This window comes from Pseudomonas sp. IT-P253 (genome assembly GCF_949768125.1).
Taxonomy (GTDB): domain Bacteria; phylum Pseudomonadota; class Gammaproteobacteria; order Pseudomonadales; family Pseudomonadaceae; genus Aquipseudomonas.
This window is the reverse complement of sequence record NZ_CATKPT010000012.1, coordinates 75,181-100,262: the sequence shown is the minus strand read 5'-3', so window position 1 is coordinate 100,262 and position 25,082 is coordinate 75,181. Positions and strand designations below refer to the sequence as shown.

The 25,082-nt window shown below is 60.2% G+C and carries 25 protein-coding genes; 17 read left to right on the top strand and 8 right to left on the bottom strand.

Annotation, left to right across the window (positions count from 1 at the left end):
* The first annotated feature begins 10 nt into the window (after window positions 1–10).
* The 7 genes from ACM6IR_RS08990 to ACM6IR_RS08960 all read left to right on the top strand — a co-directional run bounded on the left by ACM6IR_RS08990 (window position 11) and on the right by ACM6IR_RS08960 (window position 8,670).
* Window positions 11–1,201 carry a pyridoxal phosphate-dependent aminotransferase gene (locus tag ACM6IR_RS08990; protein WP_414907388.1) on the top strand — a complete coding sequence of 397 codons (1,191 nt, stop codon included), beginning with the start codon at window positions 11–13 and terminating at the stop codon, window positions 1,199–1,201.
* Entirely contained in the window at window positions 1,194–2,609 is a 1,416-nt protein-coding gene (locus ACM6IR_RS08985) for an aldehyde dehydrogenase family protein (RefSeq protein ID WP_414907387.1), read from the top strand. The genes ACM6IR_RS08990 and ACM6IR_RS08985 overlap by 8 nt, the downstream gene beginning before the upstream one ends.
* A 106-nt stretch (window positions 2,610–2,715) precedes the next feature.
* Window positions 2,716–4,317 (top strand): ABC transporter substrate-binding protein, encoded by a 1,602-nt coding sequence (locus ACM6IR_RS08980; protein ID WP_414907386.1) that lies wholly within the window; start codon window positions 2,716–2,718, stop codon window positions 4,315–4,317.
* A 190-nt stretch (window positions 4,318–4,507) separates the two neighbouring features.
* On the top strand, window positions 4,508–5,467 hold the full coding sequence (locus ACM6IR_RS08975; protein WP_414907385.1) for an ABC transporter permease: 960 nt from the start codon (window positions 4,508–4,510) through the stop codon (window positions 5,465–5,467).
* 3 nt (window positions 5,468–5,470) lie between these two features.
* Complete coding sequence (locus tag ACM6IR_RS08970; protein WP_414907384.1) at window positions 5,471–6,298, top strand: ABC transporter permease; 828 nt, start codon at window positions 5,471–5,473, stop codon at window positions 6,296–6,298.
* Window positions 6,299–6,300: 2 nt separating this feature from the next.
* Complete coding sequence (locus ACM6IR_RS08965) at window positions 6,301–7,956, top strand: ABC transporter ATP-binding protein (protein WP_414907383.1); 1,656 nt, start codon at window positions 6,301–6,303, stop codon at window positions 7,954–7,956.
* A 9-nt stretch (window positions 7,957–7,965) separates the two neighbouring features.
* Window positions 7,966–8,670 carry an NAD(P)H-dependent oxidoreductase gene (locus ACM6IR_RS08960; protein ID WP_414907382.1) on the top strand — a complete coding sequence of 235 codons (705 nt, stop codon included), beginning with the start codon at window positions 7,966–7,968 and terminating at the stop codon, window positions 8,668–8,670.
* Window positions 8,671–8,849: 179 nt separating this feature from the next.
* Here ACM6IR_RS08960 and ACM6IR_RS08955 read toward each other — a convergent pair whose 3' ends face one another.
* Window positions 8,850–9,041 carry a YegP family protein gene (locus tag ACM6IR_RS08955; protein WP_201119215.1) on the bottom strand — a complete coding sequence of 64 codons (192 nt, stop codon included), beginning with the start codon at window positions 9,039–9,041 and terminating at the stop codon, window positions 8,850–8,852.
* Between the two features lie 186 nt (window positions 9,042–9,227).
* Here ACM6IR_RS08955 and ACM6IR_RS08950 point away from each other — a divergent pair, with 186 nt between their 5' ends.
* Window positions 9,228–10,154 carry a LysR substrate-binding domain-containing protein gene (locus ACM6IR_RS08950; RefSeq protein WP_414907381.1) on the top strand — a complete coding sequence of 309 codons (927 nt, stop codon included), beginning with the start codon at window positions 9,228–9,230 and terminating at the stop codon, window positions 10,152–10,154.
* 57 nt (window positions 10,155–10,211) lie between these two features.
* A complete protein-coding gene (locus ACM6IR_RS08945) occupies window positions 10,212–10,577 on the top strand; it encodes a 5-carboxymethyl-2-hydroxymuconate Delta-isomerase (RefSeq protein ID WP_414907380.1) in 366 nt (121 codons plus the stop codon).
* A 3-nt stretch (window positions 10,578–10,580) separates the two neighbouring features.
* Here ACM6IR_RS08945 and ACM6IR_RS08940 read toward each other — a convergent pair whose 3' ends face one another.
* From ACM6IR_RS08940 to ACM6IR_RS08930, 3 genes are all read right to left on the bottom strand, one after another.
* Window positions 10,581–11,516, bottom strand: coding sequence for a LysR family transcriptional regulator (locus ACM6IR_RS08940; protein ID WP_414907379.1), 936 nt, complete (start codon window positions 11,514–11,516; stop codon window positions 10,581–10,583).
* 96 nt (window positions 11,517–11,612) lie between these two features.
* A complete protein-coding gene (locus tag ACM6IR_RS08935) occupies window positions 11,613–12,530 on the bottom strand; it encodes a DMT family transporter (protein WP_414907378.1) in 918 nt (305 codons plus the stop codon).
* A 15-nt stretch (window positions 12,531–12,545) separates the two neighbouring features.
* Window positions 12,546–13,730 (bottom strand): cyanate transporter, encoded by a 1,185-nt coding sequence (locus ACM6IR_RS08930; RefSeq protein WP_414907377.1) that lies wholly within the window; start codon window positions 13,728–13,730, stop codon window positions 12,546–12,548.
* A gap of 548 nt (window positions 13,731–14,278) precedes the next feature.
* Here ACM6IR_RS08930 and ACM6IR_RS08925 point away from each other — a divergent pair.
* From ACM6IR_RS08925 to ACM6IR_RS08900, 6 genes are all read left to right on the top strand, one after another.
* Window positions 14,279–15,661: a glutamine synthetase family protein gene (locus ACM6IR_RS08925; protein WP_414907376.1), complete on the top strand. Its 1,383-nt coding sequence runs from the start codon at window positions 14,279–14,281 to the stop codon at window positions 15,659–15,661.
* A gap of 167 nt (window positions 15,662–15,828) precedes the next feature.
* Entirely contained in the window at window positions 15,829–17,478 is a 1,650-nt protein-coding gene (locus ACM6IR_RS08920) for a phosphoethanolamine transferase (protein ID WP_414907375.1), read from the top strand.
* 74 nt (window positions 17,479–17,552) lie between these two features.
* Complete coding sequence (locus ACM6IR_RS08915; RefSeq protein ID WP_414907374.1) at window positions 17,553–18,215, top strand: class I SAM-dependent methyltransferase; 663 nt, start codon at window positions 17,553–17,555, stop codon at window positions 18,213–18,215.
* Window positions 18,216–18,338: 123 nt separating this feature from the next.
* Entirely contained in the window at window positions 18,339–19,472 is a 1,134-nt protein-coding gene (rnd, locus tag ACM6IR_RS08910; protein ID WP_414907373.1) for a ribonuclease D, read from the top strand.
* Window positions 19,469–19,762: a YcgL domain-containing protein gene (locus tag ACM6IR_RS08905; RefSeq protein ID WP_007898694.1), complete on the top strand. Its 294-nt coding sequence runs from the start codon at window positions 19,469–19,471 to the stop codon at window positions 19,760–19,762. Before rnd ends, ACM6IR_RS08905 begins: the two co-directional genes overlap by 4 nt.
* A 120-nt stretch (window positions 19,763–19,882) precedes the next feature.
* On the top strand, window positions 19,883–20,815 hold the full coding sequence (locus ACM6IR_RS08900) for a D-2-hydroxyacid dehydrogenase (RefSeq protein ID WP_414907372.1): 933 nt from the start codon (window positions 19,883–19,885) through the stop codon (window positions 20,813–20,815).
* Window positions 20,816–20,956: 141 nt separating this feature from the next.
* On the opposite strand, the gene ACM6IR_RS08895 is transcribed toward ACM6IR_RS08900, so the two are convergent.
* Window positions 20,957–21,550, bottom strand: coding sequence for a nitroreductase family protein (locus ACM6IR_RS08895; RefSeq protein WP_414907371.1), 594 nt, complete (start codon window positions 21,548–21,550; stop codon window positions 20,957–20,959).
* A gap of 280 nt (window positions 21,551–21,830) precedes the next feature.
* On the opposite strand from ACM6IR_RS08895, the gene ACM6IR_RS08890 reads away from it, so the two are divergent.
* Window positions 21,831–22,280, top strand: coding sequence for a YcgN family cysteine cluster protein (locus ACM6IR_RS08890; protein ID WP_414907370.1), 450 nt, complete (start codon window positions 21,831–21,833; stop codon window positions 22,278–22,280).
* A 26-nt stretch (window positions 22,281–22,306) separates the two neighbouring features.
* Window positions 22,307–23,536 (top strand): hypothetical protein, encoded by a 1,230-nt coding sequence (locus tag ACM6IR_RS08885; protein ID WP_414907369.1) that lies wholly within the window; start codon window positions 22,307–22,309, stop codon window positions 23,534–23,536.
* Window positions 23,537–23,582: 46 nt separating this feature from the next.
* On the opposite strand, the gene ACM6IR_RS08880 is transcribed toward ACM6IR_RS08885, so the two are convergent.
* From ACM6IR_RS08880 to ACM6IR_RS08870, 3 genes are all read right to left on the bottom strand, one after another.
* The gene (locus ACM6IR_RS08880; RefSeq protein WP_414907368.1) at window positions 23,583–23,960 is read right to left on the bottom strand and encodes a DUF2892 domain-containing protein; all 378 of its coding nucleotides are present in this window, start codon (window positions 23,958–23,960) and stop codon (window positions 23,583–23,585) included.
* Window positions 23,961–24,040: 80 nt separating this feature from the next.
* Entirely contained in the window at window positions 24,041–24,511 is a 471-nt protein-coding gene (locus ACM6IR_RS08875) for a TrmH family RNA methyltransferase (protein ID WP_201119185.1), read from the bottom strand.
* 192 nt (window positions 24,512–24,703) lie between these two features.
* Window positions 24,704–25,075 (bottom strand): YajD family HNH nuclease, encoded by a 372-nt coding sequence (locus ACM6IR_RS08870; RefSeq protein WP_414907367.1) that lies wholly within the window; start codon window positions 25,073–25,075, stop codon window positions 24,704–24,706.
* Between the last annotated feature and the right edge of the window lie 7 nt (window positions 25,076–25,082).

The window sequence follows — 25,082 nt, the reverse complement described above, 5'->3', positions numbered from 1 at the left end:
GGGTATCGCCATGCGCTTTTCCGATCTGACTCAACGTATCGCCGGTGACGGCGCCGCCGCCTGGGGGATTCATTACCGTGCGCTGGCGCTGCAGGAACAGGGCGAAGACATTCTGCTGTTGTCGGTGGGCGACCCGGACTTCGACACCCCGGTGCCCATCGTGCAGGCGGCCATCGACAGTCTGTTGACCGGCAACACTCACTACGCCGAGGTGCGCGGCAAGCGCGCCTTGCGTGAAAGTATCGCCAAGCGTCACCAGCAACGCAGCGGCCAGCAGGTCTCGGCCGACCAGGTCACCGTGCTCGCCGGAGCGCAGTGCGCGTTGTTCTGCGTCGCCCAATGCGTGCTCAACCCCGGCGATGAAGTACTGGTCGCCGAGCCGATGTACGTCACTTACGAAGCGGTGTTCGGTGCGTGTGGCGCGGTGGTGATTCCGGTGCCGGTGCGCTCCGAAAACGGTTTTCGGGTCCTGCCCGAAGACGTCGCGGCTCGCATCACGCCGCGCACTCGTGCGCTGGCGCTGAACAGCCCACACAACCCGTCAGGCGCCAGTCTGCCGCGAAGCACCTGGGCGGCGCTGGCCGAACTGTGCATCGCCCACGACCTGTGGCTGATTTCCGATGAGGTCTACAGCGAGTTGTTGTTTGACGGTGAACACGTCAGCCCGGCCAGCTTGCCGGGCATGGCTGAGCGCACCGCCACGCTCAACAGCCTGTCGAAATCCCACGCCATGACCGGCTGGCGCGTCGGCTGGGTGGTGGCACCGACCTCCCTGTCGACGCACCTGGAAAACCTCGCGCTGTGCATGCTGTACGGCTCGCCGGATTTCATTCAGGACGCCGCTGTCGTCGCCCTGGAAAGCCACTTGCCGGAACTGGAAGCCATGCGTGAGGCCTACCGTCAGCGCCGCGATCTGGTCTGTGAAAGCCTGGCCGACTGCCCCGGCGTACGTGCCTTGAAACCCGATGGCGGGATGTTCGTGATGGTCGATATCCGCGAAACCGGACTCAGCGCCCACGCGTTCGCCGACCGCTTGCTCGACCACCATGGCGTGTCGGTGCTGGCCGGGGAAGCGTTCGGTCCGAGTGCCGCCGGGCATATTCGTCTGGGGTTGGTGGTGGGGGCAGAACCGTTGCGTGACGCCTGCCAGCGCATCGCCCGTTGTGCCCGTGAGCTGATGGAGGATCGGGTGTATGCATAACTACAAAATGCTGTTTATTGATGGTCGCTGGCAAACCCCGTCCGGACAGGGCATCGCCGAGGTGATTAACCCGGCCACCGAAGGCGTCGCCGGTTCGGTGCCACTGGGTGATGAGCGCGATGTAGACCGGGCCGTGGCGGCCGCCCGCCGGGCGTTTGGTCCTTGGTCGCGCACGCCCTCGAGCGTGCGCGCCGGCTACATCCGTGCCCTCGCCGAGCAATTGCGCGCGGGTGCCGATGAGATGGCCGCGGTGATCACCGCTGAGCTGGGGATGCCGGTGCAATGGTGCCGTTCGGTTCAGGTGGACGGGCCCATTGTGGGGCTCGAGCAATACGTCGAGCTCGCGGGCCTGATGGACGAAGTGCGCGAGGTGGGCAATTCGTTGGTGATTCGTGAGGCGGTGGGTGTTTGCGCCTTCATCAATCCGTGGAATTACCCGCTGCATCAATTGATCGGCAAGCTCGCTCCGGCGCTGGCCGCCGGTTGCACCGTGGTGGTCAAGCCGAGTCAGGAAACCCCGTTGCACGCCTTTTGGCTGGCCCGGATGATCGAAGCCATCGACTTGCCGGCTGGGGTTTTCAACCTGGTCAGCGGGCCAGGTTCAAAGGTTGGCGAAGCATTGGCCAAACACCCGGACGTGGACATGGTGTCGTTCACCGGTTCCACCGGCGCCGGTGTGCGCGTGGCGCAAGCGGCGGCGCCTTCGGTGAAACGGGTGTGCCTGGAACTGGGCGGCAAGTCGCCGCTGCTGATTGCCGAAGATGCGGATCTGGCGGCTGCCGTGCGTTACGGCGTGCAGGACGTGATGATCAACTCCGGTCAGACCTGCACCGCGTTGACTCGCATGTTGCTACCCGCCAGCCGTTACGCCGAAGCCGTGGAACTGGCCATCGCCGAAACCCGAAGCCTGCGCATGGGTGACCCGCTGGACCCGCAAAGTTTCCTCGGACCGATGTGTTCGGCGGCGCAACGTCGCACCGTGCGTGACTACATTCAGGCCGGCCAGCAGGAAGGCGCACGTTTGGTGTGTGGCGGTGAGACAGCGCAGGAGTTCGAGCGTGGTTTCTACGTCCGTCCAACCGTGTTCGCGGATGTCGATAACCGGATGCGCATCGCTCAGGAAGAAATCTTTGGTCCGGTGTTGTGCCTGATTCCTTACGCCGACGAAGCGCAGGCCATTGAGATGGCCAACGATTCGCCGTTCGGGTTGTCCAGCGGTGTCTGGGCCGGCAGCACTGATCGCGCCTTGCAACTGGGCCGTCAGCTGCGGGCGGGGCAATGTTTCCTCAATGGCGCCGCGTTCAACTATCAAGCGCCGTTCGGTGGTTACAAACAATCGGGCAATGGCCGGGAATGGGGGGAAGAAGGGCTTAACGAGTTCGTCGAAGTGAAGGCGATTCAGGTGTGAGCCTTGATGAGGTAAACGATCTTCGCACCGGGCCCTGGCCCGGTGTCTTGCGTGGTTTTGAACCGGTAATTCATTACTTTCGTGGCTTTTGATCAGGGGCAGTGCAATGAGCGATAACAACAACAAAATTACTCAAGCGAACCATGAATTCAGTTTTCCGCGTCGGGACTTTTTGAAATACAGCGCCGCTGCCGCCACGGTGGCGGGGGCATTCTCCATGGGGCTGCCGTTTGGCGCCTTCGCCGAGGACGCGACGCCCAAGCCAGGTGGCGTGTTGCGCCTGGGTCTGGCGGGCGGCAGCACCACCGACTCAAAAGACCCCGGTTCCTGGAGCGACACGTTCACCTTCGTCGGCTTCTCGGCGGTCTATAACACCCTGACCGAAATTGCCGTGGACGGCACCGCGATTCCGGAACTGGCCGAGAGCTGGACGTCGACCCCCGACGCGCGCATCTGGACCTTCAAACTGCGTCAGGGCGTGACCTTTCACAATGGCAAAACCCTGACCGCTGATGACGTGGTTGCGTCGATCCAGCATCACCTCGGCGAAAAATCCACGTCAGCCGCCAAGACCGTGTTGGGCGATGTCGCCAAGGTCAGTGCCCAAGGCACTGACAGCGTGGTGTTCGAGCTGCGTTCGGGCAACGCCGACTTCTCTTTCGTGGTCGCCGATTACCATTTGGTGATCATGCCCAGCAAGGACGGAGTCCCCGACTGGCAAAGCGGTGTGGGCACCGGCGGCTATCGCCTCAAGGCGTTCGATCCAGGTGTGCGCATGGCCCTGGAACGCAGCCCCGATTACTGGAAACCGGGCCGGGCGCATTTCGCCAGTGCCGAGTTGATTGCCATTTCCGACGGCGCCGCACGGATCAATGCGTTGGTCACCGGGCAGGTCGATGTCATCAACAAGGTCGACCTGAAAACCGTGGCCTTACTCAAACGCAACCCGAACCTGGTGATCGAAGAAACCAAAGGCGCGCAGCACTACACCTTCCCGATGTTGTGCGACAGCCAGCAGTTCCAGAACAGCAACATCCGCCTGGCGATGAAGCACGCGATCAATCGCGAAACCCTGCTGGCCTCGGTGCTGCATGGCTACGGCCTGGTGGGCAACGACCATCCGATCCAGCCTGGCAGCCGCTTCATCAACACGGCGCTGGAGCAGCGCACGTACGACCCGGACAAAGCGCGTTTTTACCTGCGCCAGGCCGGTGTCGATTCGCTCAAGGTCCGCCTGCAAGCCTCCGATGCGGCCTACGCCGGCGCGGTGGATGCGTCGGTGCTGTTCAAGGAGCAGGCCCGTCAGGCCGGGATCGATATCGATGTGGTCCGCGAGCCGGCCGACGGCTTCTTCTCCAATGTCTGGATGAAGCAGCCGTTCACCACTTCCTTCTGGTACAGCAGCCTGACAGCCGACCGGATGTTCAGCATCGGTTACGCCAAAGGCGCGGCGTGGAACGAAACCCATTGGGACAATCCGCGTTTCAACCAGTTGCTCAACGCCGCCCGAGGCGAGATGAACGACCCGCTGCGCCGCGAAATGTACAACGAAATGCAGTCGCTGTGTCGGGACGACGGCGGGGCGATTGTGCCGTTGTTTGCCAGCTCGGTGGCCGCGCGGTCGAACCGGGTCGCTCACGGCGGCCAGACTGCGCCTTATGGCGAATTGGACGGCCTGCGCGTCATCGAACGCTGGTGGCAAGCGTGATTGCTTGTTGTAGCAGCTGGCGAAGCCTGCGTTCGGCGGCGTAGCCGCCGTAAGGTCAGAGCACGCGGTGTTTCAGGTTAATCGAGCAAACAGGATTTACGACGGCTACGCCGCCGAACGCAGGCTTCGCCAGCTGCTACAGGTCGCGTAACCGCGTAAATGCCTGTTTGCTACAACAAGGAACTGTGCAGTGAATAGTATTTTCAAGTTGCTCTTGCAGCGCCTGGCACTTGGTTTGTTATCGCTCTTCGCGGTATCGGTGATTATCTTCCTGGCCGTCGGCATGCTCCCGGGTGATATCGCCCAGGCCATGCTCGGCCAATCCGCCACCCCGGAAACCGTCGCGGCATTCCGTGCTCAACTGGGCCTGGACCTGCCACCGCTAACCCGCTTCGGGCACTGGATCTGGCACCTGCTGCAAGGTGATCTCGGTGTCTCGCTGGCCAATCAGCGGCCCATCGCCGAGCTGGTCGCCTCGCGTCTGGGTAACACCTTCAGTCTGGCGGCGTTGGCAGCGCTGGTTTCCGTTCCGCTCGCCTTGTTGCTGGGCATGCTCGCGGCGCTGTATCGCAATAGCTGGTTCGACCGCTTGCTCAACACGACGGCGCTGAGCGCGGTGTCGTTTCCGGAGTTCTTTGTCGCCTACATTCTGATCCTGGTGTTCGCGGTGAAACTCAACTGGTTCCCGAGCATTTCCAACCTCGCGCCAGACGCATCCTTGGGCACCGTGCTGGAACGCTCGGTGCTGCCGGTCGCGACATTGAGCCTGGTGGTCATCGCGCAGATGATGCGCATGACCCGCGCGTCCTTGATCAATCTGCTGGCCAGCCCCTACATCGAAATGGCCCGGCTCAAGGGCATCAGCCAGTCGCGCATCATCTTCCGTCACGCGTTGCCCAACGCACTGGCACCCATCGTCAACGTGGTGGCGCTGAACCTCGCTTACCTGGTGGTCGGCGTGGTGGTGGTCGAGGTGGTGTTTGTCTATCCGGGCCTTGGCCAATTGCTGGTGGACTCGGTGGCCAAGCGCGACATCCCGGTGGTCCAGGCCTGCAGCCTGATTTTCGCGGCGACCTACATTCTGCTCAACACCACGGCCGATGTGCTGTCCATCGCCAGCAACCCACGCCTGATGCATCCGAAGGGGTAGAACATGAGCCTGCTCAAACAATTGCTCCGGGCGCCGCTGAGTGCCAAGTTCGGAATATTGGTCATCATCCTGTACATCCTGGTAGCGCTGTTCGCTCCGGTGCTGGCGCCGTACGGCGAAACGCAAGTGGTGGGCGACGGCTTCGCGCCGTGGAGTGGCGAGTTTCTGCTGGGCACCGACAACCTCGGCCGGGACATGTTCAGCCGCCTGGTCTACGGCGCGCGCAACACCCTCGGCATTGCCTTCCTGACCACAGTGCTGGCGTTCTTGCTCGGCGGCTTGAGCGGATTGATCGCGGCGATCAAGGGCGGCTGGGTCGATCAGGGCCTGTCGCGGGTGGTGGATATTTTGATGGCGATCCCGCAACTGATCTTTGCCTTGCTGATTCTCAGCGTGGTTGGCACCACGGCGACATCGCTGGTGTTGGTGATCGCACTACTGGATGCGACCCGAGTGTTTCGCCTGTCGCGGGCGGTGGCGATGAACGTGGTGGTGCAGGACTTCGTCGAAGCCGCGCGTCTGCGCGGTGAAGGCCTGTGGTGGCTGGTGACCCGCGAAGTGTTGCCCAACGCCGCCGCACCGTTGATTGCCGAGTTCGGCCTGCGTTTCTGCTTCGTGTTTTTGTTCATCAGCGCGCTGTCGTTCCTCGGTCTGGGCATTCAGCCGCCCACCGCCGATTGGGGCAGCATGGTCCGTGACAACGCGGTGCTGATTACTTTCGGCGACATCAGTCCACTGTTGCCAGCGCTGGCCGTGGCGTTGATCACGGTCAGCGTCAACTTCGTCGTCGACTGGATGTTGCATAAATCCAGCGGCCTCAAGGAGTGCTGAACATGAACGCGATCGACAACGAAAAGCCGCTGCTGGAAATCCGCGATCTGCACATCGAAGGCCATTACGAAGACGCCTGGCACCCGCTGATCAAGAGCATCGACCTGACCCTGCAACGCGGCGAAGTATTGGGGCTGATCGGGGAGTCGGGTGCCGGCAAGTCGACCCTCGGCCTGGCCGCCATGGGCTATACCCGTGACGGTTGCCGGATCACCGGCGGCTCGGTGCAGTTCGACGGCATCGACCTGCTGCGGGCCAAACCTGAAGCGCTGCGCACACTGCGTGGTCTACGGATCGCCTACGTCGCACAAAGCGCCGCGGCGTCGTTTAATCCGGCCCATCGGCTGATTGATCAGCACGTGGAAACGGCGGTCAAGAACGGTGGCATGAGCCGTGCCCAGGCCATGGCAGAAGCGGTGGAGTTATATCGGGTGCTGCGCCTGCCGAATCCGGAACAGATTGGTCAGCGCTATCCACATCAGGTGTCTGGCGGGCAATTGCAGCGGGTCATGACCGCCATGGCCATGGCCTGCCACCCGGACCTGATCATCTTCGACGAACCCACCACCGCCCTCGACGTCACCACGCAGATTGAAGTGCTGGCGGCCATTCGAGATGCGGTGGCGACTTACGGCAGCGCGGCGATCTACATCAGTCATGACCTGGCGGTGGTGGCGCAAATGGCCGACCGGATCATGGTGCTGCGTCACGGCAAACTGGTGGAGGAGGCCGAGACCCGCAAAATGCTCGGCGACCCGCAAGAGGACTACACCAAGTCGCTGTGGGCGGTGCGCAGTTTCCGCACCGAACCCAAGCCATGCCCGCAACAGGAAAAACCCTTGCTGGAACTGCGCAAGAGCTGCGCCAGTTACGGTCATCAGCCTGTACTGCACGATGTCTCGTTGAGCCTGTATCGAGGCCAGACCCTGGCCGTGATCGGTGAGTCCGGCAGTGGCAAGAGCTCGACCGCGCGCTTGATCACCGGGTTGCTGTCGCCGACATCGGGTCAGGTGCTGTATGACGGCGAGGCTCTGCCAGCGGACTTTCGGCAGCGCAGCAAGGAGCAATTGCGGCGCATCCAGATGATTTACCAGATCCCTGACACCGCGCTGAACCCGCGTCAGCGCATTGTCGATATCATCGGTCGGCCACTGACCTTTTACCTGGGGCTCAAAGGCAAGGCGATGCGGGCGCGGGTGGCTGAGTTGCTGGAAATGATCGAGCTCGATCCGGCGACCTTCATGGAGCGTCAGCCCCGCGAGCTGTCGGGTGGGCAGAAGCAACGCGTGTGTATTGCTCGGGCACTGGCAGCCGATCCGCAGCTGATTATTTGCGACGAAGTGACCTCGGCGCTGGATCAGTTGGTCGCCGAAGGCGTGCTGAAACTGCTCAACCGGATTCAGCAACAACTGGGCGTCGCTTACCTGTTCATCACCCACGATGTCGCTACCGTGCGGGCGATTGCCGATGAAGTATTGGTGATGCAGCGGGGCAGGGTGGTCGACCACGGCTCGCGCAGCGCCATTTTCACGCCGCCACATCAGGATTACACCGGGCTGCTGTTTTCTTCCGAACCGCAAATGGACCCCGACTGGCTTGACCGGTTGTTGGCCGCGCGCGCGTTACCGTCTTCCAACACAAAGCTTGTAAACGTCTAAGGAATTGCCATGAAAGTACTGATTGTCCACGCCCATCCAGAGCCTCAATCCTTCACCGCGGCGTTGCGTGACCAGGCTGTTACGACTCTCCAAGCCCAAGGGCATGAAGTCCAGGTCAGCGACCTTTACGCGATGAACTGGAATCCGGTGGCCAGCGCCGATGACTTTTCTTCGCGGGAAAACCCGGAGTACCTGGTGTATGCCCTGGAGCAACGCTTGGGTGTGAAGAGCCAGTCGCTCGCGCCGGACATCCGGCAGGAGCTCGACAAGCTGCTGTGGGCCGACCTGTTGATTCTGAATTTCCCGATTTTCTGGTTCTCGGCGCCGGCGATGCTCAAGGGCTGGATTGATCGGGTGCTGGTGTCCGGTGTCTGCTACGGCGGCAAACGCTTCTACGACCAGGGCGGATTGAGCGGCAAGAAGGCGCTGGTTACGGTGACGCTGGGCGGGCGCGAGCACATGTTCGGTGACGGCGCGATTCACGGCCCGCTGGAAGACATGCTGCGACCGATCCTGCGCGGCACGCTGGCCTATGTCGGCTTCGACGTGCTGGAACCGTTCGTGGCCTGGCATGTGCCGTACATCAGTGACGAAGCCCGCAAGGCGTTCCTGCATGGTTACCGGCAACGCCTGGAACACGTGAGCGATGACCTGCCGATGGTGTTCCCGCGTTTGTCGCAGTTCGATGATGCGTTGTATCCGTTGCCAAGCTGAAGAGGACTGTTGCCCAGGATTTGATGGTGCTCTTTCGGGCCCTTTCGCGAGCAGGCTCGCTCCCACAGTTGATTTCGGTTGTTCGCAAAAAGTGCGGTCACTGGAGATCCCCTGTGGGAGCGAGCCTGCTCGCGAAGAGGCCAATGGGTTCAATCCAAAAAAGCCGGTTCTTTTGAGGCCTAGATTTCCTTCACCGGCGTTTCACTTTCCACACCTTTGATCAGCCCGATGGCGTGCAGGCAATCTCCCTTGTTCACGTACGACTCGCCACTGGCGATTGTCTCGTGATTTCCCGCCCTCAAGCGCCAGCGCCATTGCCCTTTCCCCGTGCTCGGGGTGCCTTTGGATTGCCTGTAAATCTCAAAATACATACTGCTCGCTCCATGCGATTGATCTATGCGCAGCCTGTTTAGCGCGTCGAATGAAGCCTAGCGGACCCGGGTTATTTGGCTATCGGGCATTTGTTTCGAATAGTTTGAGCACTGGCCTGACAGCGCAGTAGACGCCTTCTCCCTGCCTTTCTAAACTGACGCGTGTCTTGGGCATGGGGAACACGCATGAATCGTAATGAACTGCGCAAGGCCGACATCAACCTGATGGTGGTGTTCGAAACATTGATGCTGGAGCGCAACGTCACGCGGGTGGCGGAGAAACTGTTTCTCGGTCAACCGACCATCAGCTCGGCGCTTAACCGCTTGCGCACGATGTTCAACGATCCGCTGTTCATTCGCGTGGGGCATCGCATGGAGCCGACGGCGCGGGCGGAGGAGATCATTCGGCACCTGTCGCCAGCGCTGGACTCGTTGTCGGTGGCGTTGAGCCTGACCCATGATTTCGACCCCGCCAGCAGCACCATGACCTTTCGTATCGGGCTGTCCGACGATGTCGAGTTTGGCCTGTTGCCGCCGCTGTTGCGGGCTTTGCGCCAGGAGGCGCCAAAGGTCGTGTTCGTGGTGCAGCATGTCGATTACTGGCGGATTCCCGACTTGCTGGCCTCCGGTGATATTACCGTCGGTATCAGCCAGACTCGCGGTCTTCCGGCCAATGCCAAGCGCAAATTGCTGCGACATATTTTGCCAAGCATTTTGCGCGCGGATGCCTCCGACACACCGCTGACCCTCGATGAATATTGCTCACGCCCCCATGTGCTGGTTTCCCACACCGCCAACGTCAGTGGTTACGCCGATGAATGGTTGGCGGAGATCGGTCGTACGCGCCAAGTCGTACTGTCCGTGCCGCAATACAGCTCGTTGCCGGCCCTGCTGGCGGGAACCGATCTGATCGCCAGTCTGCCGGACTACGCGGCCGAGGCGATGGCGGCGTCCGGTCTGCTGTTCCATGAGCCATTCCCGTTCAAGACGCCGACCCTGGACCTGTCCATGGTCTGGCTCAGCCATGTCGACACCGATCCCGCCGAACGCTGGTTGCGCTCGCGGCTGGAGGCGTTTATGAGTGAGCGTCCCGCGTTGCCGTTGTCCCGGTGAGTCCGGCGACGCTGTGTTATATGTAGGACCTTTGCGCCACACTTCAGGAGCCCTGTCATGCCCCACCTGCACATGGAATACACCGCCAACCTGCCCGAACTGAATGCCGAAGTGGCGTTGATCCGGCTTAACAATGCCCTGATGGCTTCCGGTCAGTTCGCTGCCGAATTCGACATCAAGAGCCGCGCGGTGAAGGTCGAGACGTTCAAGGTCGGCACCGCGCTGGCTGAGCGCGCCTTTGTGCATGTGAAACTGGCACTGTTGAGCGGTCGCTCGCCGCAGATCAAGAAGCAGTTGTCCGAAAACCTGCTGGCGGTACTGCAGGATGTGAGTGAATGGCCGGCGGAGATTGAGGTTCAACTGGCCGTTGAAATCCTCGACATCGATCGCGAGTCTTACGTCAAAACCGCCATCAGCCACTGACGGTCAGGTCATTTCCTGCTCAGCGCAGGCCTGAACGATTTGCTCACGCAGCCAGGTGTTGGCGCTGTCTTGATCGATGCTTTGATGCCACTGCATGTCGAGGGTGAACCCCGGCAAGCCGAGGGGAGCTTCGCAATGATCAAAGGTCGCCTCGCCGGCCAGCCATCGCTGAATGCGCCGAGGCAAGGTCACCATGAACTCGGTGCCGATAATCATTTTCAGCGCCGCGCTGTAGCTGTTGGCGCGCGCGACGATCTGCCGTTTTTGCCCCTGCTGCGCGAGCCAGCCGTCGATCATGTTGGTGGTGGACGTCCAGGGGGTCGGGAACACATGCCGCCGTTCGACAAAGGCTTGCAGGCTTAAGCGCGGTTCCAGCGGCGTGGCGCGTTTATCGAAGACACACACCAGGTCTTCCTCCAGCAGCTTCCGGGATTTTAAATCGTCGTGGCTGCGATGAAAGTTCGGCCCGAAACACATCACCAGGTCGAGGCGGCCATCGCGCAATTGCTCGGCGGGGATGTCAGTGTCGAACTTGTGCATGTTGATCATCACTGGCAGGCCGGCGAAATCGAAACGCTTCAACAGACACGGCAAGATCAACTGCTCGAAGTATTCCGGCGCACAGAGGTTGAAGGTGACCGGTTGTGCGCTCGGGTCGAACGCCTGGGCGCCGGCATGACACAGGTTGATGCTTTCGAGGATCTTCAACACATGGGTGTACATGCCGTTGGCTTTGCACGTTGGCCGCATCCCCGCGCGGGTATTGATGAACAGCTCGTCCTCGAAACTGCTGCGCAGCTTTTTCAGGCAGTAACTCACAGTGGACTGGCTGACGCAGAGCACCTCGGACACCGCAGTGACGCTGCTTTGCTCGTATACAGCGACAAACACCATGAGGTCTTGCATGTCGAGCTTTCTTAGCAAGTTACTGTTCAGCATCCATTGCGTCCCGCCGTGTTCCTTGCGCTGACGGTGCGCAACGTGTGCGAATGATCCTAACGGAACGAGCGAGCCAGGAGAATGCTTCGTCGGCATTTAGCCTTGAACGACGGCTGAAACGGCTCTGCGGCTGGACATCAGGAGTGCCAGCATGCCGAGCCCTACCAGTGTTGCGCCGAGGACTTCCAGGGGCAATGGCGACTGGCGCAACCAGAGCCAATGAAACAAGGTGATGAATAGCGTGCTCAGGTAAATGTAGGAAATGACCGAGGAAGGGGCGATCACGCCGATGGCCCGGTGCAGGAGCCAGAACGTGGCCAGCGTGGCGAACAGCGCCAGGTAGATCAACCAGAAAAAATCGTTCAGAGTCAGCAACGAAGCAGAGCGCCAGCCGCCGCTGAAGCCGCACAGCAGCAACAGAAAAAGTGCGCCGAACAGCATGTTCCAGAAGGTCATGCCCACTGGCCCGCGTCCCTTGAGACTGTGGGCCTTGAGTCGCTGACTCAGCGGTGAGTAGAGCGCCATCGCCAGGCAACCGACGCCATACACCGACACCGCATACAGCGATGGCAGCTCGTCTGGCTCCGTGCCTTTGAGTACCAGCAACACTGCCCCGGCGGCGGCCATCAGCATTGGCAGCACACGTTGTTTCAGGCTGCTGTCAGGCATCAAAACGGCTTCGAAAAGCAGCGTCAGCAAAGGAACCAGGGTGAACATCGTCCCGGTGTTGACCGCCGAGGTGTAACGCAACGCCTCGAACAGCGAGCCGAAATACACCGCGAGCAACAAACCGAGCATGGCATGCCCGAGCAAGCCGCGAGCGGTCATGGCGGTATCGCCGTTGAACAGCCTCAGCGGTAAAAACACTACGCAGCAAAACAGCAGACGCAATCCGGTCAGCAGGATCGGGTCGATGGCTTGACTGACCTGCGCCGCTGCCGAAAATGAGGCGGCGATCAACAGTGCCCACAGCAGCATGCCAGTGTGGGCGATGGCGAAACCTGCGTGTTTCATGAGGGGGTTCCCGGGTCAGTGAATGTGTCGGGCGTAATGCCGTGGGTCGAAGCGCAGGACCATCAGGATCATCAGCGCCATGACCCCCATGAGTGACCACCACGCCCATTCGAAGCTGCCGAGTTGGTCGCGGATTATCCCGGCCATCAGCGGCGAAAGGCCGGCGATCAGGTAGCCGATGCCTTGCACGAACGCAGTCAGGCCACCGGCACGACGTGGATTGTCCAGATGATCCAGGCACACGATGAGGCTCATCGGGAACAGTCCGCCGATGCCCAGTCCCAGCAGACACGGCCACAGCAGGGCCAAGTGGTGCGGGCTCAGAACCAGTCCGCAGAAGCCGGCCATGATCAGCATCAGCAACACCACCAGCACCCGACGTCGGTCGCGGCTACGGTTGGCGATGGCGGGCGTCAGCAGGCCGGACAACACTTCCATGGCGGTCAGGAAGCCCAGCAGCAGCCCGGCGCCTTGCTCACTCCAGCCATTTTCGACGTAGTACGGCGCCAGCCAGGCCAGCACACAGGTATAGGAGGCCGTACCCAGACCGAAGAAGACTGCGAGTAACCAGGCGCGGGAATTGCCGAAGAACGATGGAGTGCGTGAATCACTGGGTTCTCGTGTCGGCATCGCCGGGCGTTGCACGCGCCAGAACAGCAACGCCACCAGCACCAGCACCGCCCACACCGCCAGGCCCACGCGCCAACTGCCGGTGCGGGTCATCACCACGGGAGCAACAGAGGCCGCGATGGCCGCACCGCCCATGATCGATGTGACGTAGAGCCCCATGCACAGTGCAACGTTGTAGCTGAAACGCGACTTGATCAGTGCCGGCATCAACGCCTGGATCAGCGCGATACCGACACCCGCCAGCACGGCGCTGAGGATCAATTCGGCCGCGGAGTCGAGGAACAGGCGCACTAACGTGGCCAGGCCAATAATCAACAACGAGAGCACCACCGTGCGTTGTTCGCCGAGCCGCTGGCTGACGCTAAGGCCAAAAAACATCGCCAACCCCATCGCCATCACCGGCAGCATGGTCAGCAGCGAGGCGAGGCTGAAACTCAGCGCAATGTCGCCGCGAATCGCCGACAGTAAAGGCCCGACGGCGGCCATGGAGGGGCGCAGGTTCAGGGCGACCAGAGCAATGCCGAGCATTAGCCAGAGCGCGGAGCGGGAAGTTGCACGAACGTTTTCCATCAATCGGACCTTGAATAAACAGGAGCCGATTAGGCGCGCGAGGCCGGGAGCCCGCAAATCAGAAAGTCTGAAGTGGTATTTAACTATTAAATAAATGTCCGACGTAGCAGCTGCCGAGCCTGCGAGGCTGCGTTCGGCTGCGAAGCAGTCGTAAATTCTGAGCACGCGGTCCTGCTGGATACCGCATCGCCTGATATCACGACTGCTTCGCAGCCGAACGCAGCCTCGCAGGCTCGGCAGCTGCTACAGGCGAGGTGTGTTATCAATTGTTTAGTCATCCCGCAACCAAAGTTCTTCAAATCGCGATTTAACGACTTAACCGCCCGTGTGACGCTGCTGGGCATCTGTTCTCTGCGGTTTCTACTATGGACGGTTGTCTCGTCGTACTTCCCTGCGAACTAGCCTTTTGGGCGCTGTGGCACTGCCGACACGCGCGCCCGCCGGATTCCTGCATTTCCCGTTGATTGTTCCTACGGGTCCCGCGCTATGCGCAGGATCAGACCGGCAACGCCTGCGCGTTTGCCTGACGCGGAAATACGAGAATTCCCATGATTAATGCCACGACCTCGTTTGCCACGAAACAAGAAGCCCTGACCTTCCTTGAACAAAACCCGGATATCGAGATGTTCGAGTTATTCATCATCGACAACAACGGTGTGCCACGGGGCAAGTTGCTGCACCGCGATGAGTTGCTGGCGGTATACGAAAGCGGCCGACCATTGCCGAGCACCATTCTCGGCCTGACCATCAACGGCGACGACGTGGAGAATTCCGGGCTGGTGTGGGACGTCGGAGATATCGATTGCCGGGCTTATCCGATCAGCGGCAGTTTGACGCGGATGCCGTGGCGCCTGATTCCGACGGCGGCGGTGCAAGTCAGCATGCACCCAAAGGAGGGCATGCCGGCAACCATTGCTGATCCACGACACCTGCTGGCGAAGGTCATTGAAGGGCTGCAGGCCGACGGTTATTACCCGGTCATGGCGGCGGAACTGGAGTTCTATCTGCTGGACCAGCAGCGCGACAGCCATGGCCGTCCACAACCGGCACGGGATGTCGATGGTGGCCGTCCGCGGGGTACTCAGGTCTACGGTTTGCGCGAACTTGAGCAGATCGAGCCGTTTCTCGCCGACCTGTACAGTGCCTGCAAGCTCCAGGGTATTCCGGCGCGCACCGCGATTTCCGAATACGCGCCGGGGCAGGTGGAAATTACGCTCGAATACCGCGCCGACGCGTTGCAGGCGATGGACGAAGCGGTTCGCTACAAACGGCTGGTCAAGGGCGTAGCCCACAAACACGGGATGACCGCCTGCTTCATGGCCAAACCGTTCGATGACCTGGCTGGCACCGGGATGCACATGCACGTCAGTCTGGCGGACAAGGAGGGCAACAATCTGTTTGCCAGCGAAGCCGCGGACGGCACGCCGCTGCTCAGGCACGCGGTTGGCGGGATGCTTGGCACGTTGCTTGATTCGCTGCTGTTGTTCTGTCCGAACGCCAACTCCTATCGTCGTTTCCAGACCAACAGCTACGCGCCGCTGGCGGCCACCTGGGGCGTGGACAATCGCACCGTGAGTTTGCGCGTACCTGGGGGGCCGGCGTTCTCCCGGCATATCGAGCACCGGATTTGTGGCGCCGACGCCAACCCGTACCTGGCGGCTGCGGCGATCCTGGCCGGTATCCATCGCGGTATTCGTGAACAACTCGACCCCGGCGCGCCGGTGGAGGGCAATGGTTATGCGCAGGCCAAGGAACTGCTGCCGACGGACTGGTTGACCACATTGCGGGCGCTGGAAGGTTCGAGCTGGGCTCGGGAAGCGTTTGGCGGTGAATTTCTCGGCGTCTACCTGGCAGTGAAACGGGCGGAATACCGGCAATTCATGGGTGAAGTGGGGGAACAGGATTGGCGTTGGTACCTGAATCAGGCCTGAACCATTGTTAAATAGTTTAAAATTTTGTGCTAATTTCATTAGCCAACTAATCGTTGGCTTCTTTTTCACAAAAAATTGATGGTCGGCGGCTTAACATTTCTGGCTGCTGCGGAAAATGAAATTTTCACATTTGCCGAAGGCGCTCTTTTCAGGAACAGTCGATCCCCATGTTGAAATTCAAAACCGTGCGTCCCGAATGGGTCACACTGATTGCCAGTGCCTTTCTTTTGGCAGGGTTCAATTTAGTTCTCTGGCAGCACCTGTTTGAGATCACCGATTCCGACGCCAAGGGCATGGCCATGCGTGTGGCCTTCGGGGTGATGATCCTGGCCGCTTTCAACATTGTGCTGACCTTGCTGGCTTTCCGGCGTGTGATGAAGCCTGTCCTGACGCTGATCTTCATGATCAGCGCCGGGGTGGCGTATTTCATGAGCCAGTACGGTGTGCTGATTGACACGGGCATGCTACGCAACTTCGCGCAAACCAATGCGACGGAAGTGCGCGATTTACTGTCCTTGAAGCTGGTTGTTTATATTCTCTTGCTCGGTGTTTTGCCCTCTTTGCTGTTGTGGAAAACCCCGGTCGGTTATCGCCGCTGGTACCGCGAGTTGTTGAGCAAGGCGTTGGTCAGCATTGCCTCGATCGCCGTCATAGGTGGTGTCGCGCTGGTCAACTATCAGGGGTTGTCTTCATTATTTCGTAACCACCATGAGTTGCGACTGATGGTGGTGCCGAGCAATTACATTGGTGCCTCGGTCGGCTACCTGCGTGAGCAAGTGGTGTCGGCGCGGCAACCCTTTGTCAAAATCGGCGAAGATGCCCAGAGAAACCCGGCGTGGCAGACCCATGACCGTAAATCCCTGACGGTATTGGTCGTGGGTGAAAGTGCCCGGGCCGAAAACTTCGGCATCCTCGGTTACAACCGCGACACCACCCCAAAACTGAGTAAAGAAGCCGGCCTGATTGCTTATACGGACGTGCATTCCTGCGGCACGGAAACCGCCGTTTCGGTGCCGTGCATGTTCTCCAACATGGGTCGCAAGGATTACGATGCCAGCAAGGCCAAGAATGAAGAAGGCCTGCTGGACGTGCTCAAGCGCGCCGGTCTCGACGTGATCTGGCGTGACAACCAGTCGGGCTGCAAAGGCACGTGCGATCGGGTCACCCTCGATGACGTGAGCGACCTGAAGGATCCGGTACTGTGCGCCAACAGCGAATGCCGCGATGAAATCCTGCTGCAAGGTTTGCAGCACTTCATCGATACCCTGAGTAAGGACACGGTGTTGGTGTTGCACCAAATGGGCAGTCACGGTCCGGAGTACTTCAAGCGCTACCCGAAAGAATACGAACGCTTTACCCCGGTGTGTGAAAGTAATGCGCTGAACAATTGCAGTCGCGACAGTATCGTCAACGGTTACGACAACACCCTGGTGTACACCGACCATGTGCTGTCGACCCTGATCGATCTGTTGCGCAACAACCAGAACAAGGTTGATACCGCGATGCTTTATCTGTCGGACCACGGCGAATCCCTGGGCGAGTACAACTTGTACCTCCACGGCACGCCTTACATGCTGGCGCCGGAACAACAGAAGCGAGTCGCGATGTTGGCCTGGTTCTCCGACAGCTATCAGAAGTCGTTCTCGGTGGACACCGGTTGCCTGCAACAGAGTCGTGACAAGCCTTTGAGCCAGGACAACCTGTTCCACTCGATGCTCGGTTTGATGCAGATCAACAGCAACGTGTACAACCCGAATCTGGATATGTTTGCCGGTTGTCGCGGTGCTGTCGTCAATGGCGTGTTGGCCAAAGAGTGAATACTTCGACCTTTTACTCATGCACCGGTCGCTAAGCTGCGGCCGTCGGATCGTCCACCAAGAGCCAAACGCACATGTCCGCTCAGCCCCCTTCCGCCATCGAACTTGAGTTCGCCAGGCGCTACGACCAGGAGCACGCTCGCGTCTGTCTTCAGCCGCAACCGAGTGGCCTGGCCGGGCGCCTGGCGTTCTGGCGCGACGAGCAGATGGTGCGCCACGCGCTCAAGGTTGCCGGCGAGCCGGGGCTGATTCTCGATGTGGCCTGTGGGGTCGGGCGTTACTGGCCGGTCCTGGCCGAGCACGCGAACCGGGTGGTTCTCGCGTCAGACCCGTCTCAGGACATGCTCAATCACGCCCAGACACACCATTCGCAGGACCTGTTAAAGCGGATCAAGACCTTTCAAAGTTCAGCCTTCACCATCGGGTTGTCCGAGAACGCGGTCGATTGCATTTTTTGCATGTATCTGTTTCAACACATCGCCACGCCCGAGCATCGGTTGGCCATGCTTGAAGAGTTCTATCGGGTCAGCCGCGATACGGTGATTGTGGCAGTGCGGGTCCAGGCGCGTTTCAAGCCCCGGCGACCAGACGCAGAGGGTGCTCCAGCCCAACAGCTGGTCAGCAAGGCCGAGGTAGAAGGTGAGTTCAAGCAAGCGGGTTTCGACGTGCTCAACCATCAGGATTTCCTTCCGGGTTATGCGCGGACGCGGATCTACGTGCTGCGTAAGGTCGGCTAGTCTCCGCTTGTCAGGCAATTCTTGCCGTTCGGTACGTAATTTCGCTAAAGCTCTTGTTCAGTGGATGCGCGGAAATCGCCGGGGGCGATATATACTGCGCGCCATTCTTCAAGGGAGAGCCGTGTGGCCATCGATATTCACTGGATTCGCGACAACGATAGCCTCGGTCAGTTTTGTGCCGAGTGGCAACAGCTGCCATTCGTTGCCCTCGACACCGAATTCATGCGGGTCGACACCTTTTACCCGATCGCCGGCCTGCTGCAGATCGGCGATGGCGTACGCGCTTACCTGATTGATCCGCTGACCATCGATAACTGGCAGCCGCTGTCCGCGTTGCTGGAAAACCCGGCCGTGGTCAAAGTCGTCCACGCGTGCAGCGAAGACCTCGAAGTCCTGCTGCGCCTGACCGGCAGTTTGCCGACGCCGTTGTTTGATACCCAATTGGCTGCGGCGTACCTGAACCTCGGTTTTTCGATGGGGTATTCGCGGCTGGTGCAGGAAGTGCTCGGCATCGACCTGCCCAAGGGCGAGACCCGCTCCGACTGGCTGCAGCGTCCACTTTCCGACACTCAGATCAGCTACGCCGCTGAAGATGCCCTGCATCTGGCGGAAGTTTTCGTACAGCTTCGTCCGAAGCTTTCTGACGACAAGTACGCCTGGGTCCTGGAAGACGGCGCTGAACTCGTCGCCAACCTGCGCCGCGAGGTTGATCCGTACGAGGTCTACCGCGACGCCAAACTGGCCTGGAAGCTGTCTCGCGCTCAACTCGCGGTGCTGCGTGAACTCTGCGCCTGGCGTGAGCACGAAGCCCGCGCGCGGGATCTGCCGCGCAATCGCATTATCCGTGAGCATTCGCTGTGGCCGCTGGCGCGGACTCAACCGGACAACCTCGGCGCGTTGGCGAAAATCGAAGACATGCATCCGCGCACCGTGCGTCAGGACGGCGAATTTCTGCTTGATCTGATCAAGCGCTCTGGCAGTGTGTCGCCCGATCAATGGCCATCTGCGGTGCCGGAGCCTTTGCCGGTGGACGCCGCCGCGCGGGTCAAGCAGCTGCGAGCCATCGGCCAGGCCGAGGCCGAGCGCCTGAACATTGCGCCAGAGCTGATGCTGCGCAAGAAAACCCTGGAAGCGCTGCTCAAGAGCGGCTACCCCAATGGTCCTTACCAATTGCCTGATTCGCTGCGTGGCTGGCGCCGCGAGTTGATGGGCCAGGCGCTGCTTGACAGCCTGGCCACCCCCGGAGAACAGCCTTGAAACGTATTTGCTCTATCTATCGAAGCCTGAAAAAAAACGAGATGTACCTCTATGTGCTCAAAAGCGATGCACTGGAGCGTGTTCCGGAAAGCCTGATGGCCGCCTTCGGCAAACCTCACCACGCCTTCGACCTGGTGTTGACCCCCGAGCGCAAACTGTCGCGCGAGGACATCACCGTGGTCCTGGAAAACCTCGAGAAGCAGGGCTATCACCTGCAAATGCCGCCGGCTGAAGACGAGTACATCGAACATTTGCCAGAAGAGTTGCTGCGTCGCAACGATCCGATGTAATCGGCAGACAGGCTCTATTCAGAGCCTTTATGAAACACTGGAATGATTTTGGCGATGGCCAGGGCGACGGAGCGATACTCCGTCGACGGGCGTCTGCACTGCTTTTGAAAGGTTTGAACCATGCGCGTTCTGATTGCTGAACACGACCACCCCGTGTACGCCCGACTGTTGCGTCAGGCAGCACCTGATCTGGAAGTGCTGACCAGCGGCGACTCCGCCGAACTGGCCAGCCAGGCCGCCAATTGCCCGATCTGGCTCGGTCAGCCGGACCTTCTGGCGACTCTGCTGCGTCAGGGCCACGAGCCACAATGGCTGCAATCGACCTGGGCGGGCATCACGCCGCTGCTGGCCGACGGCTTGCCACGGCACTATCGCCTGACACGGGCGGTGGGGATTTTTGGCCAGGTGATGGCCGAGTACGTGCTGACTTACATGCTCGGTCACGAGCGCGAAGTGCTGGCGCGACTGGTCAGCCAGGTTGAGCGCAAGTGGGACAGTCGCCATGGCCAGAGCCTGGTGGGACGCAAGGTGTTGATCGTCGGCACCGGTGACATCGGTCAGACCGTAGCGCAATTTCTCGTTCCGTTTGGCGTCGAGTTGTATGGCATCGCCAGCGAAGCCCGCAAGCAGGCGCCGTTTGTCGAAGTCGCAACGCTGGCGGACTTGCCGCGCCTGGTCGGTGAAGTGGATTACGTGGTCAATCTGCTGCCCAACACCCCGAATACCCACGACCTGTACGACGCGGCCCTGTTCAAGCAGTTCAAGCCGACCGGATTGTTCATCAACGTCGGGCGCGGCGTGGCGGTAGTCGATGCGGACCTGGTGGAGGCCTTGAAAGAAGGGCATCTGGCGGGCGCGGTGATCGACGTCTGCCGTCAGGAGCCGCTGCCGCAACGCCATCCGTTCTGGACGGCCTGGGGCTTGCTGTTGACGGGGCACAGCTCGGCGCCGACTTCGCCATCGATGATGGTGAATCTGTTTGTCGAGAACCTGCGGGCGTATCAAGCGGGTGAAGCGTTGCGCGGAGAAGTGGATTTCGATCGCGGGTATTGAACCCACCGCTGACTTGAAAATAGTGCAAAACCTGTGGGAGCGAGCTTGCTCGCGATAGCGGTCTGACAGTCAACGTTGATGTTGAATGTGCTGGCCTCATCGCGAGCAAGCTCGCTCCCACAGTTGGTTTTGTATTGTTGATCAGAGGGTGAAGTCGCCTTCAGCCGCCAACTCGCTCAGCGGACGACGCGGGCTTGGCTCTTCACGCGCTTGCAGGTAATCCGCCAGCGTCGCTTTGTCGCCCAATTTGCCCACTGCCACCGCCGCATGCAGGGCATAGCCCTCGGGAATATTCAGCTCTTTACGCGTCAGTTCCTGATCGAAGCCGGCCATGCCATGGGTATGCCAGCCGCTGATGCTCGCTTGCAGCGCCAGATGACCCCAGGCCGAACCAGTGTCGAAGGTATGCCACAGGGCCGGGGTTTCTTCCGTAGCGCCAGGTACGGCAAAAGTAGTTTTCGAGATCACGATCACCAGTGCCGAGGCGTGTTGCGCCCAACTGCGGTTGAATTCGTTCAGCAGGCCCAGGTAACGCTCCCAGTTCGGCGTGTCGCGACGCGCGTAGAGAAACCGCCAAGGCTGCGAGTTATAGGCCGATGGCGCCCAGCGTGCGGCTTCGAAGAAGCTCAGCAGGGTTTCGAGGGGGATGGCTTCGCCGGTGAAGGCGCGGGGCGACCAGCGATCGGTGAACTGAGGGTGGATGGCATAGTCGGCAACGCGTGTATTGGCACTCATCGAGAGATTCCTTGCTACGTTTGAAAGGGAAGTTCGTCTGAAACCTGCGGGCGCAGTTGAGCTGGGCGATTAGGTTTTTCGAGAGCCGTGACCATTCACCTGAATGCAACGCGGTTGAGCGTTAATGGCACGCAGGTTCGGCTCCGTGCGACTGGCAAAACTACTTGGCGGCGCAAGAACTGACAAGTGCCGTTCTACCGGCAGTCGCCAGCGCTTGGCCCACGAGGCTGCGGGCACTAGACTGGCGGCCTTTTCACCACCTGATGTTGATGCTTGAGCCATGGCCGCCAAAGTCGAACCGTTCTGGATACGCAAAACCCTCGATCAACTTGATCAGGAGGAATGGGAGTCGCTGTGCGACGGTTGTGGCCTGTGCTGCTTGCAAAAGCTCGAAGATGAAGACGACAACTCCGTCTATTACACGCGCATCGCCTGCAAACTGCTGGACCTGAAAACCTGCCAGTGCACCGACTACCCCAACCGTCGGGACTTTGTGCCGGACTGCATCCAGCTCACACCGGGCAAGGCTGACCAGTTCAAATGGCTGCCGCCCACCTGCGGTTATCGCCTGGTCAGTGAGGGCAAGGACCTGCCGCTCTGGCATCATCTGGTGTGCGGTGATCGCGATGCAGTGCACTACGAACGTATTTCCCAGTCCGGGCGCATGCTGGCCGAAGGCAGCGTGGCTGAAGACGATTGGGAAGATCATCTGATTTTTCGAGCGGGTTAATTCCCGTTGCCACACTAGGAGTGTGTATGGCTGTGGGATTGCGGCTGGCGTTGGTTGTCGGGCTGTTGGGCCTGAGTTTGCCAGTGTGGGCGGCCAAGAAAGTCGATCTGGATTATCACGTGCGCCTGTTGCCGCAAAGCGATCAGGCTGAAGTGCGTCTGACCCTCGCCCAGGGCTCGGCGGTGCGCAGTCTGGATTTCGACCTCGGCGATGGCAGCCACTACAGTGATTTCAAGGCCGATGGCCAATGGCAACTTGCGCCGGGCCAGCAGGTAAGGGGTGTCTGGCGCCCGTCGGCGGACAAAGCCAGCCTCACCTACCGTGTGCGCATCAGCCATGGCCGCAAGAATGGCAGCTTCGACACCCGCATGACCCCGACCTGGGCGCTGATGCGCGGCGATGATCTGGTGCCCGCAGCAAAGCTCGATCAGCAGGACGGTATCGAGCTGGTTTCACGCCTTGAGTTCGAATTGCCCGACGGTTGGAAAAGCGTTGAAACCGCCTGGCCGCGAATCGGCAAGAACAAATTCCGCATTGATAACGTTTCCCGGTTGTTCGACAGGCCCACCGGCTGGATGCTCGCCGGCCACCTGGGCAGCCGTCGCACACGGCTGGGCGAAACCGAAGTCACGGTCGCCTCGCCTCTAGGGCAAGGCATGCGCCGTATGGACGTGCTGACGCTGCTGACGTTCGTCTGGCCGCAAGTGCAGGCGGTGTTTGCGCGTCATCCCAGCAAACTGCTGATTGTCGGCGCCAACGACCCGATGTGGCGCGGCAGCCTGGCAGCGCACGAGTCGATCTATCTCAACACGCGTTTGCCACTGGTCAGCGAACGGGGCACCAGTGCGTTGGTGCGTGAATTGGCTCAGGTATTCGGGCGGATCAATGACAAACGGCACAGTGACTGGATCAGCGAAGGGTTTGCCGAGTATTACGCCATCGAACTGGTGCGCCGTGCGGGTGGCATGAGTGACGAGCGCTATGAAAGTTTGCAGCGCACGTTGGCCAAGGACAGCCAAAAAGTCACGACCTTGCGCGGCGAGCAGATCAGCCCGGCGCAGCTGTCGAAAGCGGTGGTGTTGTTACAAGAACTGGATCGCGAGATTCGGTTGAAGACGCGCAACAAGCGGTCGCTGGATGATGTACTGCGTGGGGCGATGCATTTGGAGAGTGTCGATACCAAGGCATTTATTCAGCTCAGTGAGAGCGTACTGGGCGAGTCGTCCAGAGTCCTTGATACCGAGTTACTTCAGTAATAGCGCCATTCGCGAGCAGGCCCTAAGCCTCAACGAATCTTGCGGATCAAACCCCTGCTTTTGGCGATTTCAACGAATCATTGCCCGTCACAGTAGCCGTCCTGGTCGCCGCCTCGGCATTCGCTTTCAATTGACTCAACTCTTCCCCGGTACGCTGAATCTTCGCCCGAACGTTGTTCATGTCCTGATGACTTTTCTCCAGCAGGCTCTTGGCCGAACTGTGCCCGGTAATACCGCGAGCCAACGCCACGCCGCCAATCGCCACTTGAATCAAGCCGAACACGCCGCCGCGACGCAGGCCCTTGCCGATCATGACCACGCCACCCGCCAGGGAGCCTATGCGCTCCCAACCCTGAACATTCTGGTCGGGGTGAGTCTGGAACGGGGTGGATTCGATGCGCTCTACGCGGTTGAGTTCGCTCATGATCTGTCTCCAGGCTTCAAGAATAGATAGTTAAGCTGACTGCCCGGGCGGGTAGCTCGTTCCATTGGATGTACGATCAATCAGCGGAATTTCGGCCCGGAACGGGTGTTGAGCCCCTTGGCCATGCGGTCGTAGAGCACGACGTTGACGGTAGCGGCCAGGTTCATGCAGCCGGTGGTCGGAATGTAGACGACGTCTTCGCACCAGTCGCGGATTTCTTTATCCAGCGAGCCGTCTTCCGGGCCAAAAATATAGAGGGCGCGGTCCGGGTGGGTGTATTCCGGGAGCGAGCGGGCACCTTCGACCAGTTCGACGGCGACGGGTACACACCCCAGCGGCAGGATTTTTTTCAGATCGTCGATGCCGATCAGCGGAATGTCGTAGTGGACGCGCTTGGTGTCGGTGACGAAGTCGGCGGCGCGTTCATAGCGCTTACCGGTGTAGAACACGGACGCCACGCTATAGCAGCCGGCGGCGCGCATTACCGAACCGACGTTTTCCGGTGATTTGGGGTTATACAAACCAATGCAGCTGTACCGTTTGTCTGCCACGAGCGGGGTGCCTTCGGGGAAAAAACGGCGATTATACGGGGATTGGGGGAGGGGTGTTCGGTTTGAGATTGGTGGTGATTGGACTGTCCCCTTCGCGAGCAGGCTCGCTCCCACATTCGATTTGCGGTCTACACAAAACCAATGTGGGAGCGAGCCTGCTCGCGAAGAGGGCAGTCCAGGCGCTGAAGACCTTCAGTCTTCTTTCTTCATCAACCCCGCCAACGCCGCAAACGGATTATGCGTCGCCTTGGCGATTTTCGGGCTGCTGAGCGAGCCCTCGCCGAAATACTGCTGATCGGTATAACGGGAGTGTTCGTTGTCATGGCAAAACAAGCACAACAATTCCCAGTTCGAACCGTCCTGTGGATTATTGTCGTGGTTGTGGTCGCGGTGGTGCACGGTCAGTTCGCTCAGGCGTTTGCCAGAGAACTCACGGGCACAGCGCCCGCACACGTGCGGGTACATTTTCAGGGCCTTGTCGCGGTAGCCCATTTCCCTGTCGCGCTGGTTGTCGGCGAGAATGCGGTCCAGCTTCGACGTGTTGGTTGGGGTGGACGAACTCATGGGTTCA

Coding starts and splice junctions, on each gene's coding strand:
- ACM6IR_RS08990 (WP_414907388.1), top strand. CDS start 11: ATGCGCTTTTCCGATCTGACTCAACGTATCGCCGGTGACGGCGCCGCC.
- ACM6IR_RS08985 (WP_414907387.1), top strand. CDS start 1,194: ATGCATAACTACAAAATGCTGTTTATTGATGGTCGCTGGCAAACCCCG.
- ACM6IR_RS08980 (WP_414907386.1), top strand. CDS start 2,716: ATGAGCGATAACAACAACAAAATTACTCAAGCGAACCATGAATTCAGT.
- ACM6IR_RS08970 (WP_414907384.1), top strand. CDS start 5,471: ATGAGCCTGCTCAAACAATTGCTCCGGGCGCCGCTGAGTGCCAAGTTC.
- ACM6IR_RS08965 (WP_414907383.1), top strand. CDS start 6,301: ATGAACGCGATCGACAACGAAAAGCCGCTGCTGGAAATCCGCGATCTG.
- ACM6IR_RS08960 (WP_414907382.1), top strand. CDS start 7,966: ATGAAAGTACTGATTGTCCACGCCCATCCAGAGCCTCAATCCTTCACC.
- ACM6IR_RS08955 (WP_201119215.1), bottom strand. CDS start 9,041: ATGTATTTTGAGATTTACAGGCAATCCAAAGGCACCCCGAGCACGGGG.
- ACM6IR_RS08950 (WP_414907381.1), top strand. CDS start 9,228: ATGAATCGTAATGAACTGCGCAAGGCCGACATCAACCTGATGGTGGTG.
- ACM6IR_RS08945 (WP_414907380.1), top strand. CDS start 10,212: ATGCCCCACCTGCACATGGAATACACCGCCAACCTGCCCGAACTGAAT.
- ACM6IR_RS08940 (WP_414907379.1), bottom strand. CDS start 11,516: ATGCTGAACAGTAACTTGCTAAGAAAGCTCGACATGCAAGACCTCATG.
- ACM6IR_RS08935 (WP_414907378.1), bottom strand. CDS start 12,530: ATGAAACACGCAGGTTTCGCCATCGCCCACACTGGCATGCTGCTGTGG.
- ACM6IR_RS08930 (WP_414907377.1), bottom strand. CDS start 13,730: ATGGAAAACGTTCGTGCAACTTCCCGCTCCGCGCTCTGGCTAATGCTC.
- ACM6IR_RS08925 (WP_414907376.1), top strand. CDS start 14,279: ATGATTAATGCCACGACCTCGTTTGCCACGAAACAAGAAGCCCTGACC.
- ACM6IR_RS08920 (WP_414907375.1), top strand. CDS start 15,829: ATGTTGAAATTCAAAACCGTGCGTCCCGAATGGGTCACACTGATTGCC.
- ACM6IR_RS08915 (WP_414907374.1), top strand. CDS start 17,553: ATGTCCGCTCAGCCCCCTTCCGCCATCGAACTTGAGTTCGCCAGGCGC.
- ACM6IR_RS08900 (WP_414907372.1), top strand. CDS start 19,883: ATGCGCGTTCTGATTGCTGAACACGACCACCCCGTGTACGCCCGACTG.
- ACM6IR_RS08895 (WP_414907371.1), bottom strand. CDS start 21,550: ATGAGTGCCAATACACGCGTTGCCGACTATGCCATCCACCCTCAGTTC.
- ACM6IR_RS08890 (WP_414907370.1), top strand. CDS start 21,831: ATGGCCGCCAAAGTCGAACCGTTCTGGATACGCAAAACCCTCGATCAA.
- ACM6IR_RS08885 (WP_414907369.1), top strand. CDS start 22,307: ATGGCTGTGGGATTGCGGCTGGCGTTGGTTGTCGGGCTGTTGGGCCTG.
- ACM6IR_RS08880 (WP_414907368.1), bottom strand. CDS start 23,960: ATGAGCGAACTCAACCGCGTAGAGCGCATCGAATCCACCCCGTTCCAG.
- ACM6IR_RS08870 (WP_414907367.1), bottom strand. CDS start 25,075: ATGAGTTCGTCCACCCCAACCAACACGTCGAAGCTGGACCGCATTCTC.